This window comes from Aeromonas sp. ASNIH4 (assembly GCF_002934425.1).
Lineage (GTDB): Bacteria > Pseudomonadota > Gammaproteobacteria > Enterobacterales > Aeromonadaceae > Aeromonas > Aeromonas hydrophila.
This window is the reverse complement of the sequence record NZ_CP026217.1, coordinates 848,759-865,296: the sequence shown is the minus strand read 5'-3', so window position 1 is coordinate 865,296 and position 16,538 is coordinate 848,759. Positions and strand designations below refer to the sequence as shown.

The 16,538-nt window shown below is 64.7% G+C and carries 17 protein-coding genes; 7 read left to right on the top strand and 10 right to left on the bottom strand.

Translation table 11 applies throughout. The features are described 5' to 3' along the window. Positions 1 to 67: 67 nt before the first annotated feature. Together C2U40_RS04080 and C2U40_RS04075 are read left to right on the top strand one after the other, a co-directional pair. Positions 68 to 565, top strand: coding sequence for a GNAT family N-acetyltransferase (locus C2U40_RS04080; protein WP_181014701.1), 498 nt, complete (start codon positions 68 to 70; stop codon positions 563 to 565). A 138-nt stretch (positions 566 to 703) separates the two neighbouring features. Then, positions 704 to 1,273: an RBBP9/YdeN family alpha/beta hydrolase gene (locus tag C2U40_RS04075; protein WP_103826925.1), complete on the top strand. Its 570-nt coding sequence runs from the start codon at positions 704 to 706 to the stop codon at positions 1,271 to 1,273. A gap of 44 nt (positions 1,274 to 1,317) precedes the next feature. Here the strand turns inward: C2U40_RS04075 and nqrE are convergent, their stop codons facing one another. From nqrE to C2U40_RS04045, 6 genes are all read right to left on the bottom strand, one after another. Then, positions 1,318 to 1,917: an NADH:ubiquinone reductase (Na(+)-transporting) subunit E gene (gene nqrE, locus C2U40_RS04070; protein ID WP_011707038.1), complete on the bottom strand. Its 600-nt coding sequence runs from the start codon at positions 1,915 to 1,917 to the stop codon at positions 1,318 to 1,320. A 154-nt stretch (positions 1,918 to 2,071) separates the two neighbouring features. Then, entirely contained in the window at positions 2,072 to 2,482 is a 411-nt protein-coding gene (locus C2U40_RS26455; RefSeq protein ID WP_043159837.1) for a hypothetical protein, read from the bottom strand. Between the two features lie 218 nt (positions 2,483 to 2,700). After that, positions 2,701 to 3,204, bottom strand: a complete 504-nt coding sequence (locus C2U40_RS04060) for a GNAT family N-acetyltransferase (RefSeq protein WP_103826923.1) — start codon at positions 3,202 to 3,204, stop codon at positions 2,701 to 2,703. A gap of 39 nt (positions 3,205 to 3,243) precedes the next feature. Continuing rightward, positions 3,244 to 4,425, bottom strand: coding sequence for a MerR family transcriptional regulator (locus tag C2U40_RS04055; RefSeq protein WP_103826922.1), 1,182 nt, complete (start codon positions 4,423 to 4,425; stop codon positions 3,244 to 3,246). A 150-nt stretch (positions 4,426 to 4,575) separates the two neighbouring features. Next, the gene (gene recJ, locus C2U40_RS04050; RefSeq protein ID WP_043159833.1) at positions 4,576 to 6,306 is read right to left on the bottom strand and encodes a single-stranded-DNA-specific exonuclease RecJ; all 1,731 of its coding nucleotides are present in this window, start codon (positions 6,304 to 6,306) and stop codon (positions 4,576 to 4,578) included. Next, positions 6,272 to 6,988, bottom strand: a complete 717-nt coding sequence (locus tag C2U40_RS04045) for a disulfide isomerase DsbC N-terminal domain-containing protein (RefSeq protein ID WP_103826921.1) — start codon at positions 6,986 to 6,988, stop codon at positions 6,272 to 6,274. Before C2U40_RS04045 ends, recJ begins: the two co-directional genes overlap by 35 nt. Before the next feature lie 258 nt (positions 6,989 to 7,246). On the opposite strand from C2U40_RS04045, the gene mscL reads away from it, so the two are divergent. Beyond that, positions 7,247 to 7,654 carry a large-conductance mechanosensitive channel protein MscL gene (gene mscL, locus C2U40_RS04040; RefSeq protein WP_017409264.1) on the top strand — a complete coding sequence of 136 codons (408 nt, stop codon included), beginning with the start codon at positions 7,247 to 7,249 and terminating at the stop codon, positions 7,652 to 7,654. Between the two features lie 59 nt (positions 7,655 to 7,713). On the opposite strand, the gene xerD is transcribed toward mscL, so the two are convergent. Next, complete coding sequence (gene xerD / locus C2U40_RS04035; protein WP_077096523.1) at positions 7,714 to 8,613, bottom strand: site-specific tyrosine recombinase XerD; 900 nt, start codon at positions 8,611 to 8,613, stop codon at positions 7,714 to 7,716. 187 nt (positions 8,614 to 8,800) lie between these two features. On the opposite strand from xerD, the gene fldB reads away from it, so the two are divergent. The 4 genes from fldB (at position 8,801) to C2U40_RS04015 (ending at position 13,090) form a co-directional block, all read left to right on the top strand. Further along, a complete protein-coding gene (gene fldB, locus C2U40_RS04030) occupies positions 8,801 to 9,319 on the top strand; it encodes a flavodoxin FldB (protein WP_103826920.1) in 519 nt (172 codons plus the stop codon). A gap of 312 nt (positions 9,320 to 9,631) precedes the next feature. Beyond that, complete coding sequence (locus tag C2U40_RS04025; RefSeq protein WP_017409267.1) at positions 9,632 to 11,032, top strand: TldD/PmbA family protein; 1,401 nt, start codon at positions 9,632 to 9,634, stop codon at positions 11,030 to 11,032. Beyond that, positions 11,032 to 12,372 carry a TldD/PmbA family protein gene (locus tag C2U40_RS04020; protein ID WP_103826919.1) on the top strand — a complete coding sequence of 447 codons (1,341 nt, stop codon included), beginning with the start codon at positions 11,032 to 11,034 and terminating at the stop codon, positions 12,370 to 12,372. Before C2U40_RS04025 ends, C2U40_RS04020 begins: the two co-directional genes overlap by 1 nt. 325 nt (positions 12,373 to 12,697) lie before the next feature. Then, entirely contained in the window at positions 12,698 to 13,090 is a 393-nt protein-coding gene (locus tag C2U40_RS04015) for a VOC family protein (RefSeq protein ID WP_171281107.1), read from the top strand. A 75-nt stretch (positions 13,091 to 13,165) separates the two neighbouring features. Here C2U40_RS04015 and C2U40_RS04010 read toward each other — a convergent pair whose 3' ends face one another. From C2U40_RS04010 to C2U40_RS04000, 3 genes are all read right to left on the bottom strand, one after another. Next, positions 13,166 to 14,092, bottom strand: coding sequence for a L,D-transpeptidase family protein (locus C2U40_RS04010; RefSeq protein ID WP_103826918.1), 927 nt, complete (start codon positions 14,090 to 14,092; stop codon positions 13,166 to 13,168). Between the two features lie 278 nt (positions 14,093 to 14,370). After that, positions 14,371 to 15,654 carry a glycosyltransferase gene (locus tag C2U40_RS04005; protein WP_103826917.1) on the bottom strand — a complete coding sequence of 428 codons (1,284 nt, stop codon included), beginning with the start codon at positions 15,652 to 15,654 and terminating at the stop codon, positions 14,371 to 14,373. After that, complete coding sequence (locus C2U40_RS04000; RefSeq protein ID WP_103826916.1) at positions 15,654 to 16,529, bottom strand: TauD/TfdA dioxygenase family protein; 876 nt, start codon at positions 16,527 to 16,529, stop codon at positions 15,654 to 15,656. The genes C2U40_RS04005 and C2U40_RS04000 overlap by 1 nt, the downstream gene beginning before the upstream one ends. Between the last annotated feature and the right edge of the window lie 9 nt (positions 16,530 to 16,538).

Below are 16,538 nucleotides of genomic sequence, written 5' to 3'. Positions count from 1 at the left end.
GCCGTTTGCACTCACTTCGCCGCCGGGTTAACGTGAGCCTCCCTTCTCCCCTTGAGTGATCTGCAGGATGCCGACACCGCTTATCCGCTTGCTGCCCATGAGCGAGCAGCACTACCCCGCCTATTGCGCCTGCTTCATCGAGGAGTACGCGCAGGATCTCGCCAGCAACCAGGGCCACGATCTCGCCACCGCCCGCCACAAGGCCGAGGCTTCCCTGCAGCGCTATCTGCCGCAAGAGGTGGCCAGCGCCGGCCACCGCCTGCTCTGCATCCTGCCCGCAGAGGGAGCAGTTGCCCCCGCCGAGGAGGAGCCACTGGGTTATCTCTGGCACGCCATCGACAGCGACGGCTCCGCCACCTTTATCTATGACTTCTATGTCGCACCGGCCTACCGTAGCCGGGGGATCGGCAAGGCCGCTATGACACTGCTGGAAGCCGAGCTCAAACGCAGCGGCATCCGCCAGATCACCCTGCGGGTCGCCCACGACAACCCGCGTGCCCTGGCGCTTTACCAGGAGGCGGGCTTCGCCATCACCGGCTATAACATGGCCAAACGACTGGGTTGAACGCCTTGTCCCGCCCTTGTACTACCCGGACAGGGGCGTGCCACCCCCCGGCTGGCGCTGATATGATGAGGCCGCTCCGGCCTGCGTCGCTGCGCACGCCCTGTTTGTTCCCTGTCGCCCCGTTTCAGGATCCTGCTTATGTCACACACCCGCGTCTTCATCGTGCACGGCTATACCGCCTCCCCCCACTCCCACTGGTTCCCCTGGCTCAAGACGCAGCTCGAAGCCCGCGACATCCGGGTCGAGGTGCTGGCCATGCCTGATCCCCACCATCCGCAACCCGCCGCCTGGGACGCCGCCATGGACAGCCTGGTGCGCGATCACGATGAGCGGACCTTTCTGCTGGGCCACAGCCTCGGCTGCATCACCATCTTGCGCCAGCTGAGCCGCCTGCCTGCCTCCCGCCGGGTGGGCGGGATCCTGCTGGTGTCCGGCTTCGATCAGCCGCTGCACACCCTGCCTGAGCTGGATCCCTTCATGACCCAGGGTTACGAGCCGGCCCACATCATGGCGCTGGCGCCCCGACGGGTCGTGGTCGCCTCCCGCGACGATGCCATCGTGCCCTATCGCTACTGCCAGCACCTGAGCGAACAGCTGGCCGCGCCGCTCTACAGCCTGGAGCATGGCGGTCACTTCCTCGACCGGGACGGTTTTCTGGAGCTGCCGCTGGTACACGACCGCCTGCTGGGGATGATCGAGGACCAATAGATGGCAAAACGGCCACTTGCGTGGCCGTTGCAGCACTCAGCCGGCTAGAGCGAGATGCCGGAAAAAGACATGAAGCCCAGCGACATCAGCCCGGCCACGATGAAGGTGATGCCGATGCCGCGCAGCCCCTCTGGCACATCCGAATACTTCATCTTCTGGCGCAGACCGGCGATGGCGACGATGGCCAGCAGCCAGCCCAGCCCTGAGCCCGCCCCGTACACCACGGATTCGATGAAGTCGTAATCCCGCTGGGCCATGAACATCACCCCGCCGAAGATGGCGCAATGCACCGTCAGCAGCGGCAGATAGATGCCGAGCGCGTGATAGAGCGCCGGGAAATGTTTGTCCAGCACCATCTCCATCACCTGCACCAGCGCCGCCAGCACCCCGATATAGACGATGAAATCGAGAAAGCTCAGATCAAACTCGCCGAGGAAGGTACTCTCGGGACGCAGGATATGGCGGTAGATCAGGTTGTTGAGGGGAATGGCGATCACCATGACCACCAGCACCGTCATGCCAAGGCCAAAGGCGGTGTTGATGTTCTTGGAAACAGCTAGGAAGGTGCACATGCCAAGGAAGAAGGCCAGCGCCAGGTTTTCGACAAAAATCGAGTGAATAAACAGGTTTACATAATAATCCATCGGGTCGGCTCACAACGTGTACGGGGCGGGAGCCGCCTTCGCGCCCGCCGGCGGGCAGGCAGGAAGACGGTGCAAGGAGGGCACCGGACCGCACGGGCATGCCTTCGCGGCTGACATCAATCAGCGAGGGAAAAAGCCTTGGGCGGACGGGCGCTCAGCAAGCAGCCGGATACGAGTCGCTGTGGCAGAAACGAAATTGCAGGTGATGGCAGCTCAACTGCCACCGGTGCAGATAACCGAAGTAGTCGCTCAGTTGTCTGAGGTAGATGAGGGGCAGGAAGAACAGCAGGCCGCAGAGCAGGCCAAGGATATCGTGCTGGAACCAGGCCAGCAGCACCTGATAGAGCTCGGCTTGAGCAGCCCCTTCCAGCCGTCGCCCCTGCTCGAAGCTGAGCCGCCACTGGCCGCCCGGCGGCAGGCTGACGCTGTTGACCAGCCCGGGATCGGCCGGCTCATGCAACTGCATCGAGGCGCCCTGGCCGACCGCAGCCTGACGTACGGCTGCACCGACCTCTGCCGCAGCGAAGGCGGCAAGCCACAGAAGGCAGGCGATGGCGAGGGCCATCGGCCAGGTCGAGCGTCGGCCAGCGGGTGACAAGCGGGAAGTCCCTTCTTTAAAAGAGGATTCAGCGAGGCCGAATATATCACAATTCATCTTTTTATTGAATTTGAAACCCTGCAAACACTCACGAATCGATACTAAAAACCCTCGTTATCAATAAAGCTGGCAATTAAAAACCACAATGAGCGCAAGGAGCACCCTCTTTGCCCTCACGGTGCCCCTCACGCCAGCACAAAGGCTGGGTGGTAGCACACTTCGCCACGGGGCATGGCGGCGCCGAACGAGCGGGCCATGAAGTACTCCGCCGGCACGCCGGGCAGCGTCAATCCCGGCTCGGACACGAAGCCGAAACGGCCGTAGAAACCGGGATCCCCCAGCACCACGCAGCCGGCCGCCCCCATCCCCTTGAGCTCGGCCAGACCCGCCTCCATCAGCCGTGACCCCAGCCCCTTGCCGTGCAGGGCAGGAGAGACCGAAATAGGGCCAAGACCATACCAGTGCGGGCTGCCATCACTGATGGTCACCGGTGAGAAGCAGAGGTGGCCGACCACCCGCCCCTCCAGCTCCGCCACCAGCGACAGGCTGAGCGCCCCGGCCTGGCGCAAGGCCCGCACGATCCGCTGTTCGTTGTGATCGGTATGGGGCGCATTGAGGAATGCGGCCATGGTCAGCGCCTCAATGGCGTCGTGATCGGCGCCCGTTTCGGGCCTAATGATGATGTTCATAGGGATTCTCCGTTTGTTCTCTTGCAATGGATAACCTGATCAGGCTGCCTGCAGGCAGCAGATCACATAGCCGTAGCTGCCCAGGTATTGACGGTGGATGGCCACTTCCCGGCTCAGATCCTGCCAGGCGGGGCTATCCCCCAGCGCGGCACTGTGGCGTGCCAGATTGCGCTCGATGGGATCCAGATAGTTGTGCCAGGCCCTTTGCGGCAACTGGGTGTGCGACAGACAGCGATAACCCGCCTCTTGCACCGTCTTCAGCAGGCCCGCCAGCGTCTGCATGGCGGGATAATCCCGCTGCCAGAACGCCAGCGCCTCCTCTGGCGGCGTGTCCGTCAGCCACACCAGGTCGCTCAGCACCAGGCAGGCAGCAGGGCCGGCAAGGTACGGCCGCCATGCTTGCAAGGCGTTGGCCACCCCTATGGTGTAGGCGCTCCCCTCGGCCCAGATGAGATCGACGGGGGCAAGTTCCATGGGCAAGTCCGCCATATTGGCGCACAGGGTGGTGACCTGACCCAGACCCGCCGCACTGGCGCTGCGGGCCACGGCGGCCAGCGCCTCCTCGTCCAGATCGATGGCCACTATGGTGGCGTCCGTCACCTGTGCCAGCGCCAGGGTGGCGGCGCCGCGCCCGCAGCCCATGTCGAAGATCCGGCGAGGCTGGCTGGGCAGCGCGGCAAACTGCTGCTGGGTGAAGAGGCTATCCCCCGGCCCCCAATAACTCATGCCGTCCAGCAGCAGCTTGAAATCCCGGATGTAGCGCTCGTGTTCGTTCATGTCTTTGCTGAGCCACTGCAGGTGGTAACGCTCTTTTTCACTGAACCCCTGCTTCATCACCCAGGCAAAATAGGCCTGCGGGGCTTGATGCTGCAGTTGCCGCTGCCAGGCCTTGAACTCGTCGCCGGAGTGCGCACGCAAACCGGCGAGATCCGCCAGCAGATCCCTGGCGCGCTGCATCTGCGCCAGCTCCTCATCCAGCTCCCTGACCCGGGCTACCAGTGTCGCCTGCTCCAGCTCGCCCGCCAGACAGGCGAGGCACTGCTTGAGGCTGAGGCCGCCGGCCTGCAGGGCCTGTACCATCCGCAGCCGCTGCAGATCCTCATCGTCGTAGTGGCGATAGCCGTTGGCGGCCCTCGTGCCCGCAATCACCCCCAGCTTTTCGTAATAGAGCAGGGTGGAGCGGGCCAGGCCGCAGCGCCGGGCCAGTTCGGATATTTTCATGACAACCACTCGCTGAGGGCTCTGTGACCCGATGAAGGGAAGCTTAAACTGTGAAGCAATAGACGGGTCAACGGCAAAATCCGGGTTTACACCATAAAAAAACGGCCACCCTGAGGTGGCCGTCATCGGCAGCAAGAGAGACTCGCGGGATCAGAGGCCGGCGGCCTCCAGATGCTCCACCAGCAGCTGCACGCTGCGGTTGCCGCGCCACTCGTTGACGTCAAGCCGATAGACCAGCCGCACCCGCTTCACCGAGGCATCGGGCCAGCGCTGCAAGTCGACGCCAAAGGCGATGGCATCCACCGCGTGGCCGGAATCCGTGGTCAGCATCATCTTGAGGTGCTTCTCCCCCACCAGCCGCTGCTGCACCAGCACGAATTCGCCGTCAAACAGCGGCTCGGGGAAGGCCTGACCCCAGGGGCCTGAGGCGCGAATAAGCTCCGCCAGCTCCAGACTCAGTTCATCGGGCAGCAGCTCGCCATCGGTGAGCAGCACCCCGGTCAACAGCTCAGGCGTCACCAGCTCGCCGATGACCGCCTCGAAGGCCCGGCCGAAGGCCTCGATATTGGCCTTGGGCAGGGTCAACCCGGCCGCCATGGCGTGACCGCCAAACTTGCCCATCAGGCCGGGGTGGCGGGTATCGAGCAGTTCCAGCGCATCGCGCAGGTGCACCCCCGGGATGGAGCGCCCGGAGCCCTTGAGCTCGGTCTCGCTGCTCTCGGCAAACGCGATGACCGGGCGGTAGTACTTCTCCTTCACCTTGGAGGCCACCAGCCCCACCACCCCCTGATGCCACTCGTCCCGGTGCAGCACTATGCCGGACGGCACCTCGCCGTCACGAAAACGGATCTGCTCCAGGGTGGCGAGCGCCTCCTGCTGCATCCCCTGCTCGATCTCCTTGCGCTCCTGGTTGAGGCTGTCCATTTCGGAGGCGAGCTGGCGCGCCAGGTTGATGTCTTCGCTCAGCAGGCAGGCGACCCCGAGCGACATGTCGTCGAGCCGGCCCACCGCGTTGAGGCGCGGCCCCAGCGCAAAGCCGAGATCGGCGGCGCACAGGCGACGACCGTCGCGGCCCGACACATCCACCAGCGCCTGGATACCGGGGCGACAACGGCCGGCCCGGATCCGCTGCAAGCCCTGATGAACCAGGATGCGGTTGTTGCCATCCAGCGCCACCACGTCGGCGACCGTGCCGAGCGCCACCAGATCGAGGTAATCCGCCACGTTGGGGGCGCGCAGCCCCTGGCGCTCATACCAGCCGCTCTGGCGCAGCTGGGTGTTGAGGGCCGCCATCAGATAGAAGGCGACCCCGACCCCGGCCAGCGACTTGGAGGGGAAGTCGCAGCCATGCTGGTTGGGGTTCACTATCGCGTCGGCGTCAGGCAGCTCCTGGCCTGGCAAATGGTGATCGGTAACCAGTACCTGCATGCCGGCCGCCTTGGCCGCCGCCACCCCGGCGATGCTGGAGATGCCGTTGTCCACCGTGATCAGGAACTCGGCGCCGCGGGCCACCGCCAGCTCGACGATCTCGGGGGTGAGGCCATAACCGAACTCGAAGCGGTTGGGCACCAGAAAATCGATGTGACGACCACCCATGGCGCGCAGGGCCAGCACGCACAGCGCCGAGCTGGTGGCGCCGTCGCAGTCAAAGTCACCGACGATGAGAATGCGTTTTTGCGCCGTCAGCGCCTCGGCCAGCAGCGGCACCGCCTGCGCCATGCCGAACAGGCGCTGGGGCGGCAGCAGCTGGCTGGCGCTGCGCTCCAGCAGAGCGGGATCTTCGACCCCGCGGCTGGCGAAGATTTGACGAAGCAGCGGGTGCAGGGTGGCGGGCAGATGGGAATCATCAACTCGCGGACGACGACGGATTAGCAGGGGCATTGATGTGATCCAGTATCTTGAGCAGTTGTTCAGGGCTCTGATAACCGCGTACCAGGTCGCCATTTGGCAGGACCCAGCTCGGCAGCGCCTTGATCCCGAGCCACTGGCTCAGGCCGATATGATGGGCAAGGATCTCATTACAGCCGGTCTCAGGCAAACGATCACTGAGATCCAGTGCACCGAACTGCCGGGGATCGCACCAGCGCGCCTGCGCCTCGGCCAGATCGGCAAAAGTGCCGAGCACCGGCAGCAGCTGTACGCTGACCCCCCTCGCCTGCAGGACAGGCAGCTCTGCCAGGGTGGTACGACAGCTGCTGCAGGCGAGATCGGTGAACAGGGTGACGCGATGGCGCTCCTGCTCGGCCCGCAGCTGTACCCGCCGCTCACCGATCTGGGCCAGAGCCAGTTGCCGCTGCTGACGCAGCCCCAGCATGGTGAGGTTTTTCATGTCGTGGGCCAGATCCAGCATGGTGCCCTGCAGCACATAGTCGCCCCTGGCATCGGTATAGAGCAGCCCCTGGGCGGTGCCCAGCATGTAGAGACCGGGCATGGGGGTCTCGTCCACCAGATAGACCTGTACCCCGAGCCGTTGCTCTATGGTCTGCTTCAACAGTTCGGGATCCATCCCCGCGCTGGCGGCAAAAGAGCCCAGCAGCATCATTCCCAGCAGTAAATACTTCACTCTTTTACTCACTTGGCATGAACGAATGGACTCACAAGGTAACTCAGTGAATATTCTCTCCTCAACCGCTTAATTATCGATTGATTAATAACCGGGGCCGCAAAAAATCCCGATCTGACAGGTTGCCAATCGGGCAAAGGCCCAGCAAGCTAACCGGGACGACAGGAAACACGACGGTCATCCTCTGTTTTCCTGAAGCTTTATTATTCAAATACCGGTGCGGCACTGGCCGTACCTTGCCCATTTTTGGAGGGGAAAATGAGTCTGATTCAAGAGTTCAAGGCCTTTGCGTCCAGAGGCAACGTGATCGACATGGCGGTCGGTATCATCATTGGTGCCGCCTTCGGCAAGATAGTCTCCTCCTTCGTTGGAGACGTGATCATGCCGCCCATCGGCCTGATCCTGGGGGGCGTGGACTTCAGCGACCTCGCCGTGACCCTGAAGGCCGCCGAGGGAAGCACCCCGGCCGTGGTCATCGCCTACGGCAAGTTCATCCAGACCATCATCGACTTCCTGATCATCTCTTTCGCCATCTTCATGGGGCTGAAGGCCATCAACACCCTCAAGCGCAAGCAGGAAGAGGAAGCGGCTCCGGCCGGCCCGACCAAGGATCAGGAGCTGCTGACCGAGATCCGCGATCTGCTCAAATCCCAGCAGGGAAAATAAGCGCCAGCTCCTGTCGTGTATTTGAAAAAAACCGCCTTCTGGCGGTTTTTTGTTGCCGGTCAGGCGCGCGGATGGTGCTGGCCGTGCAGCGCCTTGAGCCGCTCGTTGGCCACGTGGGTGTAGATCTGGGTGGTGGAGAGATCCGCATGGCCCAGCAGCATCTGCACTACCCGCAGATCGGCGCCGTGGTTGAGCAGATGGGTGGCGAAGGCGTGGCGCAGGGTGTGGGGGGAGAGCTCGCCCTGGATGCCGGCGCGCTGGGCATAGAGCTTGATCCGGTGCCAGAAGGTCTGACGGGTCATCATGCGCGCCTGCTTGGAGGGGAACACCACGTCCGAGCTGGTGCCGCCGAGCAACAGGGTGCGCGCCTCCCGGTAGTAGCGCTCCAGCCAGTACACCGCCTCCTCCCCCATGGGCACCAGCCGCTCCTTGTTGCCCTTGCCGACCACCCGCACCAGCCCCTGGCGCAGGCTGACATGCTCAGCGGTCAGCCCCACCAGCTCGGAGACCCGCAGCCCGGTGGCGTAGAGCAGCTCGAGCATCGCCTTGTCCCGCAGCTCCAGCGGCTCGTCCACCAGCGGCGCTTGCAGCAGCGCCTCCACCTCGGCTTCGCTGAGATCCGATGGCAACTTTTTGGGCAGCTTGGGCCCCTCCAGCAGCACGGTGGGGTCGTCGCTGCGCAGCTTCTCCCGGTTGAGGTACTGATAGAAACGGCGCAGGGCCGACAGGAAGCGGGCCGTGCTGCTGGCCGCAAACTGCTGGTCAACCCGCCAGGCGAGATAGTGCTGGATGTCGTCCAGCCCCGCCAGCAGCAGGGAGCCGCCCTGCTCATCGAGCCAGAGGGCAAATTTTTCCAGATCGGTGCGATAGGAGCTGACCGTGTTGTCGGAGAGACCCCGCTCCAGCCAGAGGGCGTCCAGAAACGGCTCGATCAGGGGATGGGATTCAGACTTGCTCATGGTGCGCCGCGCTCAGGGGAAACATGGCCCATTGTAACGTGCCGACCCACCGCGGCCGCAAGTTGCCGTTGTCCATCGCCCGCCAGGCGGTGAAGCGCGCCGGGCAATCTGCTAGACTGACGCCCTCCCCCGGGCGCCACCCTGCGGTTGCCCGCTCCCATTGCCGACTGCGATCAAGAGAAGAGCGATGAAGATAGGTTTGTTTTACGGCTCTACCACCTGCTACACCGAGATGGCCGCCGAGAAGATCCGCGCCCTCATTGGCCCCGAGCTGGTTGATCTCCACAACATCAAGGATGTGCCCCTCACCCTCATGCAGGAGTACGACATCCTGATCCTGGGCATCTCCACCTGGGACTTCGGCGAGCTGCAGGAAGACTGGGAATCCCGCTGGGAAGACATTCAGGATGTCGAGCTGGAAGGCCGCATCATCGCCCTGTTCGGCATGGGCGATCAGCTGGGTTACGGCGAATGGTATCAGGATGCCCTCGGCCTGCTGCACGATCAGCTGGTCCCCAAGGGCGTCAAGCTGGTGGGCTACTGGCCCAACGAGGGGTACGAGTTCGATGCCTCCAAGGCACTGATCGACGATGGCCGTCACTTCGTCGGGCTGGCGCTCGACGACGCCAACCAGTACGACCAGACCGAATCCCGCATCGAGCAGTGGGTCGACCAGATCCTGAGCGAGACCCACGAGCTGCTGTGAGCCAGCAGCCACACAGGGTTGCCTGATACAACTGGCGATGGCCCCCGGCCATCGCCCTCTCCCCACACGGCATGACGAAGAAGGCCTGGTGAAAGGTCCCTTGAACAAACCTCAGCTGCGACGCTTCACTGACTACCGGCGGCCGGGTTTCGGGCTGCCGGGCGCATAAATCGCTCCGATTTTCTCAATCGGTATCATCGCATGACGCTATAGCGACTTTTTTGTGCTGGTCTGCAACAATGGAAACGGTACCCCATAACAATCACAGCCGGGTATCGGAAGCAAACGGACAGACCAGAATAAGGAAATTCTATGACCCCATTCTCCCTGTTGGCCCCTGCCATCGCTCGCGACGTGCTCGATCACGCGCTGGCGCTGGGTGCCGACTTCGCCGAGCTGTTTGTGGAGCGCAAGCGCCGCAGCCAGCTCAGCCTGCTCTCCAGCCAGATAGAAAACATCAGCGGTGGCCTCGATTTCGGCATCGGCGTGCGCCTGTGCTACGGCCACAAGGTGCTCTACGGCTACACCAACCTGGCCAGCCGCGCTGAGCTCTTGCGCATCGTCAGCCTGCTGGCGGCCAAGGATCGGCGTGACCCCGTGGTGACTGCCACCGCCTTCGACTTCAGTCGCCTGAGCGATCGCAACCCGGTGGCCTTGCCGCTCTCAGCCGACAAGCTGCTGGAACAGAAGATCGCCTACCTGCACGCCATGGATGCCGCGGCCCGCGCCGAGAGCACCAAGGTGAGCCAGTTTGCCGGCAACGTGCTGGGCTGGGAGCAGGAGGTGGAGATCTTCAACAGCGAAGGGGTGCAGGTGAGCGATCGCCGCCACTACAACCGCATCATGGCCCAGACCATCGCCGCCCTTGGCAGCGAACAGAGCGTGGGTTACGAAGCCCCCGGCGCCATGATGGGCTGGGAACACGCCGCCGGCGTGGATCCCCGCGAGCTGGCCCTCACCGCCACCCGCCAGGCGCTGGTGAAACTGGGCGCCGCCCCCTGCCCGAGCGGCAAGCTGCCGGTCATCATGGAGAGCGGCTTTGGCGGCGTCATCTTCCACGAGGCATGCGGCCACCTGCTGGAGACCACCTCGGTGGCCAAGAAGGCCTCGGTGTTCCACGACAAGATGGGCCAGCTCATCGCCAATCCGGCGGTCAGCGCGGTGGACGAGGGGCTGCAGGGCAACGCCTGGGGCTCCATCAACGTCGATGACGAGGGGATGGCGACCCAGCACACCCAGCTCATCAAGGATGGCGTGCTCACCGGCTTCCTGGTGGACCGGATGGGGGCGCTGCGCACCGGCTACGCCCGTACCGGTTCCGGGCGCCGCGAATCCTACAAGTTCGCGCCGGCCTCGCGCATGCGCAACACCTACATAGAGCCGGGCCATCACAGCCTGGACGAGATGCTGGCGACCGTGGAGCACGGCATCTATGCCAAGCGGATGGGGGGCGGCTCGGTGCAGCCCGGCACCGGCGAGTTCAACTTCAACGTGCAGGAGGCCTACCTCATCGAGGGAGGCAAGATCACCCGGCCACTCAAGTCGGCCACCCTGATCGGCACCGGCCCGCAAGTGCTCAAGGAGATCTCCATGGTGGGGCGCGATCTGGCCCTCTCCGCCGGCATGTGCGGCTCGGTCTCCGGCTCCATTCCCGCCTCGGTCGGCCAGCCGCCACTCAAGGTCGACAATATCCTGGTGGGGGGGAACGCCTGATGAGCCAACTCGACATGAACCAACTGCTTGCCCGCCTGCTGGACCAGGTCGCCGATCTCGGTGCCGAGGCGGACATCATCGCCAACCAGGACAAGGCCTTCTCCCTCAAGGCCGACAAGGGCGAGCTCAGCGAATACAAGGTCACCAGCAGCCAGCAGATCGGCATTCGGCTGATAAAAGAGGGCCGGGTCGGCATCGCCTATTCGGAGTCCCTCGACCAGTCGGCGCTGGCCGCCATGCTGCAGGATGCGCTGGATGCCAGCCGCTTCGCCAAGGTGGACCCGGATCAGACCATCGCCGTGCAGCAGAGCCGGCTCACCACCGACTGCGCCGAGATCAATCAGTCCGACACCACCCCCGTGGAGGAGAAGATTGCCCTGGCCCTGCGCCTCGAGTCGGACATGCTGGCGCTGCCGGACGTGACCGGCGCCCCCTACAACAGCTTCTTCGAGGGAGAGGGCCGGCTGTGGCTCGCCAACAGCCAGGGCAGCCTCTGCCAGCATCAGGCGTTCAGCGTCGGCTGCTACAGCTCCGCCCTTATCGAGCGCGACGGCCGCCAGTCCATGTTCTCCCAGGGGCAATATGAGCGCCGCTTCGATGCACTGGACAGCCAGACCCTCATCCGCCAGATCCACGCCGTGGCCGACGGCCTGCTGGCGGGAGAAGCGGTGCCGAGCGGCCACTACAGCGCCATCTTCGACACCAATGCCCTGGCCAGCCTGTTCGGCTGCTTCCAGGCCGCGCTGTCAGGCAAGTGGGCCCAGCAGGGGATCAACCCCTGGCGCGACAAGCTGGGCCAGTCGGTGGCCTCCCGCTGGCTCACCCTGGAGAGCCGGACCTATATGCCGGGCGGCATGCACATCAAGGCCTTCGATGGCGAGGGTGCCCCCACCCGGGATCTGCTGCTGATCGGCGAAGGGGAGCTCAAAACCCTGCTGCACAACAGCGCCACCGCCCACCACTTCGGCCTGGCCAGCAACGGCTCGGCGGCGCGCAGCGCCCGCAGTGCGCTGGATGTCAGCCCGCGCCACCTGGTGTTCGGGCTCGGCCCCCACAGCGAGACCGAGGCGCAAGGTGGCGAGTACCTGGAGCTGGTCAAGCTGGACGGCCTGCACTCCGGCGCCGATGCGGTGAGCGGCGACTTCTCGTTCGGCGCCTCCGGCTTCCTGTGCCGGGACGGCGTGCGGGTGGCGCCGGTGCGTGGCATCACGGTGGCCGGCAACTTCTATCGCCTGCTGGGTGAGCTGGAAGCGGTCGCCAACGTGTTGCATCACGACGACGGCAAGAGCTTCTATGCGCCTCTTATTCGTTTCGGCGGGCTGAGCATCGCCGGCAAGTAGCCACCGATGGATGACCAGGAGCATCATGCTCCTCCATCCGTCCGCTTCGGCGGGCTGAGCATTGCAGGCAAGTAGCCGCCGATGGATGACCAGGAACATCATGCTCCTCCATTCGTCCGCTTCGGCGGGCTGAGCATTGCAGGCAAGTAACTGTATATCGAGGGAAAAAACCTCCAGTTCCCCACCCGAAAGCGGCGCCATCAGGCGCCGCTTTTTTAGCTCTGGCGCCCCTCATGGGCTGCTCCTAACCTCTAGGAAGCTGCCTGCGAGCTGCCGCGAGAGGCCGTCAGCAAGGAACAGCGCCGCCGGTCGCATCGGCCGGAACATGCTGGAGATCACCAAGATGGACAATACCCTGGTCTGGGCCGACATTCCGACACGGGATCTGGATCGCGCCATGGCCTTCTACTCGGCCCTGCTCGACGTGCCGGTCACGCCGATACAGGAGGAGATCCGCTTCGCCATGCTGCGCCACGATGGCAACAACGCGGCGGCCTGTCTCGGCCCCATGGACAAGTACCACCAGCCGGGGCACACGGGCCCCCTCATCTACCTCGCCCTTGGCGAGCGCCTGCAGGAGGCTGAACAGCTGGTGCCCAAGATCGGCGGACGGGTGCTCGAGCCCCTGCACAGCATCGGCAGCGGCCATGGCTCCCGGGTCATCATAGAAGACACCGAGGGCAACTGGCTGGCTCTCTATGCGCCTCCCGCCAGCTGATGACCGGTGGCTGTGCCAGAAACAACAACGGCGACCTCATGGTCGCCGTTGTGCATTAGCCTGTCTCCCCGGTCATCAGACCTGCGGGTTGAGACGGGTCGGCATGCCGGTACGCTGTTCCAGCACCTGCTTGACCATATTGGAGTCGCTGTCCATGTGGGCGATGAAGCGGGTGGTGGCCTGGGTCATGGGCAGCGGCACGGAGGCGGTGGAGTTGAACTCCTCCTCGTTGCGTGACAGCGGCTCGTGCACTTCCATGTAGCGACCGCCATCCGGCTCGACCGTGGTCTTGACCGGCTGGTTGACGAACTGGACGCGAGTGCCGACCGGCACGTTGTCGAACAGGTACTTGATGTCGTCGGCGCGCAGACGCACGCAACCACTGCTCACCCGCAGACCGATGCCGAAGGTGGCGTTGGTGCCGTGAATGGCGTACAGGTTGCCGATGTAGAGCGCGTGCAGGCCCATGGGGTTGTCCGGACCGGCCGGCCAGACTGCCGGCAGGGTCTTGCCCTGGGCGGCGTAGCGGCGACGGATGTTCTCGGTCGGGGTCCAGGTCGGGTTGGCGCGCTTGCGCTCCACCTTGGTGATCCAGTTCTCCGGGGTGTTGACCCCCAGCTGGCCGATGCCGATGGGCAGCACCTGCACCACGTTCTTGCCTTTCGGGTAGTAGTAGAGACGCATCTCAGCAACGTTGATGACGATCCCTTCGCGGGGAGCGTTCGGCAGGATCAGCTGATGGGGGATGACCAGTTTGCTGCCCGCCTTGGGCAGGTAGGGGTCGACACCCGGGTTGGCTTCCATGATGTTGGTCAGACCCAACTGGAAGTCGGAGGCGATCTGCTCCAGCGGACGGTTGTCCGCGGGTACCACGTACTCCTGGTTCTCACCGATCAGACGGCTGTTGGCTGCAGGCAGCTGGTATTCAACGGCGGCGGCCTGCTGGCTGACCAGCGCCAGAGTACATAAAAGAGCCGAAGCGGCAGTGCGAAGGGGATTCATAAAATTCCTGTGTGGTTTCCTGTACCAAGTTGGCCGACGGCCATTTCATCCTCGGTCTGGCCCGTGACGAGTCACCTTGCGTCCGAGGTCGATTACCGAGCGCGCATTCTTTCCTGAGTCGGCCAAAAATTCAACGTCGGGATCGCTCTTTTTGCATGAAAAAGCGCATCCGGCGCCGCTGACGCCGCCTCTTGTCACCCTGGCCACCCTAGCAGCCACAAACTGAGCGCAAGCTGAACAACAGGGAGGCCATCGAGCCCCCCTGTTTCATCACGGGATCACCCTTGCCCGCCGAGCAGCTCCTTCACCGCCCCGGCGATGGCGGCGCGGGCATCGAGCGCAGCCATCTCGTCGGCCAGCAGCCGGGCCCTGGCCCGATAGCGCGGCTCGTGCACCAGCTTGCGCACCACCGCTGCCACCGCGTCCGCCGTCGGCTCGTTGCTGTGCAGATTGATGCCGGCGCCGCTCCACGCCACCCGGGTGGCCACCTCAGCCTTGTCCTCCCCGGTGCCCGCCACCACCAGCGGCACCCCGTGGGCCAGCGCGGCCTGCACCGAGCCATAACCGCCGTTGGTCACCAGCACGGCGGCGCGGGGCAGCGCCAGCTCGAATGGAACGTGTTCGGTGACGATGGCATTGGCCGGGACGGCGGCGCCGAGCAGCGCCGGATCCCGCCCGCCGGTGGTCAGCAGCAGTTGCAGCTCGTCGCCGGCCAGCCCCTGCATGGCCGGCAGCAGCAACTGCCCCAGATCCACGTTGGCCAGGGTGCCCTGGCTGACGATGACCAGCGGCCGCTCATCGAGCCGCTCCCACCAGGGCGGCGGCGTCAGCTCAATCCGGGGTGGCAGCAGCGGGCCGACATAGCGGATCAGCCCCTCCAGCTCCGGCCGCTCGTATTCAAAGCCGGCGCAGGAGAGCTGCAAAAAGGCATCGGGGGCCGTCACCATCACGTCGGTGAAGGGAGCCGTCAGCGGCGGCGCCCCCGCCTCGGCCAGCGCGGCATCGAAGCTCTGCTGAACCTCCCTTTGCAGTTGCCGGGTCGGCTCATCGAGCCAGGGCAGCTCACCAAGGGAGCGGCGCAGCTCGGGAGGAATGCGCGGGCCGTAGAAGATGGCATCCGGACTCGAGAAGGAGACCGGGTTCACCCCCATCATCAGGATGGGAAGGCGCCGCCCCTCCCCCTGCTGCAACAGCGGCAGTACGCCGTAGAAGCCGTTCTCCACCAGCAGCAGATCCACCCCCTCTGCCGCGATCAGTGCCCGCAGATGGCTGTCGTGTTGCGCCATGGGGGCGGCGAAGAAGCGTTTGAGTGCCAGCGCCATCTGGGCGGCGCCGCTCAGGCTGGCCCGCTCGGGAAAATGCCGCTCCAGCGCCCGGTAGTCAAAGTCCAGCTCGGGGGCGAAGGGCACGAATTCGGCGCCAGTTGCGCGGATGCGCTGCTCGAACAGGGCGCCGCACAGCATCAGCACCCTATGCCCCTGCGCCACCAGCAGACGGGCCGCCGCCAGCATGGGATTGACGTGGCCCGGGGTGGCGGTGGCCGCCAGCAAAATGGTCGCCATCACGCCGCCCCTTGCGGCGCCAGCGCCGGGTTGAGACAGACCGGGCTGGCCTGGATGTGGACTCGCTGGATATGGCGCGCCGAGCGGGCGGTGAACCCCTCGCGGCCGTGCAGCAGACCGAGGTTGTCGGCAATCACCACATCCCCCCCTTGCCACTGGTGGGCATAGAAGTAGCGCGGGTCGTAGAGCCGCTGGTGCAGATCCTGCAGGAAGGCGGCCTGTTCGCCGGGTGCCACCCCCTCAATCTCGAGGGCATGCTGGTTGAGAAAACGTACCCCCTCGCGCGGCGGCTCGTTGTAGCGCAGCACCGTCTCGCCGCTCACCGGATGAGGCACCAGCAGCGGCGAGCGCACCTGGCCGCCGTAGTGCACCACCTGCTTGATGCGATAGGTGATGTGCACCCGCTCCCAGCGGGCCAGTCGCTCGCCGTCGAGTTCGGTGAGCAGCTGACGGGTATTGATGAAGGTGGTGCGCCCCCCTTCGTCCGCCGCCGGGGCGTGCACGCAGTGAAACAGCTGGAACTCGGGCAGGGTCGGCTTGTACATGCCGTCCCAGTGCAGCGGCACATAGCTGGAGTCGAAGATGTGATCGGTGGCGTTCTCGTGCTCCTTCACGTCCAGCACGGCGCCGAACGGCCACATCATGATCTCGCCCCACCCCTCGCCGTAGCGGGTCAGCCGCTCGGGATCGGTGAAGCCGGACTCGAATCCGCGCAGGATCAGCACGCCGTGGCGGCGGGCCAGCTCGCGCAACTCCTCGATAGCCAGGCTCTGTACCGGCTGGGCGTTGCGGGCCGGTTCAATCAGCAGGCCGAACGGGGCCTGTGGCAGGATGCGGCAGCGCTCGCCGCCGAGGGTAACGATGGATGCAGTCATGGGAAACTC